This is a genomic window from Photorhabdus hindustanensis (genome assembly GCF_002968995.1).
Classification (GTDB): Bacteria; Pseudomonadota; Gammaproteobacteria; order Enterobacterales; family Enterobacteriaceae; genus Photorhabdus; species Photorhabdus akhurstii.
Map to the genome: position 1 here is coordinate 1 of NZ_PUWT01000182.1, position 3,674 is coordinate 3,674.

Below are 3,674 nucleotides of genomic sequence, written 5' to 3' on the forward strand. Positions count from 1 at the left end.
CAATCACCGAATCGGTGCCAGCGTCCATTGGTGAGCAGCTTACAGCACTTATTGAGCGGGATGATGACATTACTTCACTCAACATTATTCGGACAGACCAGAAGGATTTTCAGTATACAGCGGTCAAAACGGAAGTGGACAAAGCCTTACTGCTTGAGAATTTGTATATATACCCGCTTAACTTGAAGATGCAGGATTCAAAACTTGGAAGTTGTCATTAATACGGCACGACAGGTTCCCGGCAAGTTCCGGTAATATTTCCGTAAAAAAGCGATGTATTGCCTGCCTGAACAAGGCCGTCGAGGCGAAATAATGGTTATTTCTGACCTGTTCATTCATCACCTTCCACAGCCTTTCTATCGGGTTCAGATTCGGGCTGTATGGCGGTAAATAATGAAGGTCGATATTCATTACATAAGCCCAGTCTTTTACCAGCCTACTCCGGTGGTAACCGGCTCCGTCAAGGATAATATGAATCTTCTGACTGACCGGATAGGTTTCACGCAGGGCAATGAAAAACTCGGCGATGTGATAACTGTCGATACGGTCATATTCGCGCACCACCGTTTGACTGATATCGGCCAGATTCAGGGCCCCCATCAGGTTCAGACGGGTATGGCTGCCCGTTGTTTTCACCGTAGTTTTCTGGCCTTTGCGCATCCAACCATAAGCGAGTTTTGTCCCCTGTGTGGGATGGACGCCATCAATGAACAGGATAGGCTCATGGTCTCCGGCTTCCTGCTTCAGTTTCCCGTAGGCTTCCCTAAAGGCCCGTTGCTGTTCCGCATTGAATTTGTGTGGTACGCCGGTCGGTTTTTTATAGCTGAAGCCATTGTGGTGCGGCCATTTATTCATGCCGGGAACGGTGTAACTGATATCCCACCTCTCTTCGACAAGACGGGTAACCGCCTGTGTGGTGGGCAGAAGATTGGCGGTCAGATAAGCGATAAGTTCCTGAGTCTGTGTTTCGCTGAGATAGCTCTGAGAGCCGCCATTTTCAGGCTTGATTTTGCGGTGATTAAGGTAATCGCTGATATGACGATTAACGGTCGTTTCATGAAGACGCAGGGCCTGAGCGATCATGACTGAACTCCAGCCCTCAGAGGCCAGCAGGACCGCTTTGATGCGATCACACTCTCTCTTATCACGGCAGGTGTGATGGAGGTGTTCAAGTTCGGCCTTTTGTTCATCGGTAATGAATATTTTCATGACTGATACCATGAGCTTCATTTGGGCGAAAATCAAGCAGTTTCAATAATTACGGGTATATTCACTAAAGGTTTTATCCCGTCATTAAATCTGTCAAAAAATGCAGTGCACTATTATGCTGATATTACTGAACAATATGCTGCCTCCCGATTGAGGAAATTAAGTAAGCACCAACAATTATTGCATACCCTCTGCTTTGTTCACTACCGCTACCAGCAGATAATGGACAACCTCATTGTGAGTTTTAACTACCATACACGGGCCATCATGGATGCCGGAAAAATTTATGCATCGATGGCCCATATGGAACACAGTTCTGCTGTGGTGACCGATTTTCCTAAGCTGGCGAAATTTCTGAAGTGGTTTCCGACCAGAAACCCGGCACTGACACCGGACGAGTTGAATAATATAGCTTACGGTATGTTACCCAAGGAGCAATTTTCAACGATGGCTCAATTTCTGGAGGGAAAATCCTTTGATAAAAAAGCCTCGCTATGGGAATTTTACGGGAAATCATCAAGGATATTCTCACTGTATTTACGTCCTGTGCTTATCTCAGTGTCTTTTGAGTATTATAAAGCGGATAGTTATATAGGAGGATTGATTTCCATTTTAAAATCGCATTACGGTAGCGGAAAAAGCCCATCTGATTTGAAAATTTGTGATGACCTTGGATTTACAGTACCTAAAAACATGACCAGATATTTAAAGCGTAAACCAACTGATATTCACATTGATCCTTATCTTTTCGAATTTTTTGTTTATCAGAAAGTTTATCATGAAATTGGACGGGGCAGACTGTACTGCAACGACAGCGTATCCTACTGTGATATTGATGCCGATCTGATTGACGATGCTCTGGTAGACGATGTTGAAAAAATCTCAGCGGACTTTGGTTACTCCAAAATACCTGTTTACTGTGACCAGCGTCTTGATAACGCTCTTCAGGAGCTCAATGATGCCTGGGAAAGAACCACTCATAATATAGAAAGCGGTAACAATCCTGGACTCAATATCCGGGAAACTAAAACAGGTCAGCAATGCTGGAGTCTGCTCTATGATAGTACAGAGAAACTTGATGATGCCTTCTTCAAAAAACTACCAAAAATTGAAATTGCTAATATAGTAATGTTTATTGGCGAACATATTGGTATGTGGAGTGGTTTTACCCATATAAAAGATCGTTACATTAAGCGAAAAAAACCACTCCCACTGATAATAACCGGCTGTTTGTTATCCGAAGCCTTCGGATTTGGTGTTCTGAAAATGGCTGATATGTCCGATCTTGATTTCAACCCGTTACGCTCAACACGGGAAGACTTTATTCGCGTTGACACATTATGTTCTGCCAATGATATTGTCAGTAATCATATTCATTTATTACCCATATTCCGCCAATGGGATCTCATGGATAACAAAATTCTGGCTGATGCTGACGGACAAAAATTTTCGACCACGGACAGCACTATCCAGTCCCGTTACTCCAGAAAGTATCTGGGTAAAGGGCGTGGCATATCCCTGTATACTTTGATTGCCAATTATGTTGCAGTGAATGCTAAAAATATTGGTCTGAATGAGTATGAAGGACACTCTCTCTACGACATGGTTTACAACAATAAAACAGATATTGATATTCATATGGTCACAGGCGATAACCACTCACTGAATCAACTGAATTTTGTCACCCTCGATTCAATAGATGTGGATTATGTACCCAGCATAAAAAATGTAAGGAGCGCGGCAGACAATTTATATGCTACCCAGCCACCGGAGAACTACACAGGTTTAATAAAACCCCAGAAGGTTATCAATGCTGAACGCATACGTTCTCAACGTCGGGGTGTGATACGGGTACTGCTTTCACTCATCATGCAGGAAAACACGCAAAGCAATATCATTCGCAAACTTAATTCCCATACTCGCTATGTCAGGTTAAAATCCGCATTATTTGAATACAATGCTATTTTTAAAAGCAAGCATGTCCTTAACCTGATCGACAATATGCAACTCAGGAAAGCCATACGAAGCGCCAGAAACCGTACCGAGGCTTATCACCAGCTTCAGAGTAATATAAGAAAAACGTATCACGGCGTATTCCAGGGGAAAAGGATCGTTGAAAATCGCATAAGTGCCCATGCGGCAAGGTTAATTGCAAATTGTATTATTGCTTACAACGGTATGATCCTGAATTCGGTATATGAACGAATGGTAGCCAGTGGTGTATCTCAGGAGATTATTAATGAGTTTACCCGAATATCACCAATAGCCTGGAGCCACATGCTGCTTACTGGTCGCTACAACTTCAGGAAAAGTAACGGGGAACTTGATGTTGACGCCATATCGTTGATGCTGGAGGCACACGTGAAACAACATTTCTGGCACGATAACAGATAAGTGATCCCGTACTCGTCATTTTCGGGGGTTCTTCCACTGGACCCCGTATTGACGGGATAAAAACCTGAAAT

3 protein-coding genes are annotated in these 3,674 nt (G+C 43.4%); 2 read left to right on the plus strand and 1 reads right to left on the minus strand.

Annotated elements, in window-relative coordinates:
* Positions 1 to 221 (plus strand): hypothetical protein (locus C6H66_RS26510; protein WP_219847655.1); only part of this gene is annotated, 221 nt, incomplete at its 5' end.
* Here the strand turns inward: C6H66_RS26510 and C6H66_RS25150 are convergent.
* Complete coding sequence (locus C6H66_RS25150; RefSeq protein ID WP_181150316.1) at positions 178 to 1,209, minus strand: IS630 family transposase; 1,032 nt, start codon at positions 1,207 to 1,209, stop codon at positions 178 to 180. The two genes, C6H66_RS26510 and C6H66_RS25150, sit on opposite strands and share 44 nt — an antisense overlap.
* 21 nt (positions 1,210 to 1,230) lie before the next feature.
* Here C6H66_RS25150 and C6H66_RS25155 point away from each other — a divergent pair, with 21 nt between their 5' ends.
* Positions 1,231 to 3,603 carry a Tn3 family transposase gene (locus C6H66_RS25155; RefSeq protein ID WP_105397064.1) on the plus strand — a complete coding sequence of 791 codons (2,373 nt, stop codon included), beginning with the start codon at positions 1,231 to 1,233 and terminating at the stop codon, positions 3,601 to 3,603.
* Positions 3,604 to 3,674: the final 71 nt, after the last annotated feature.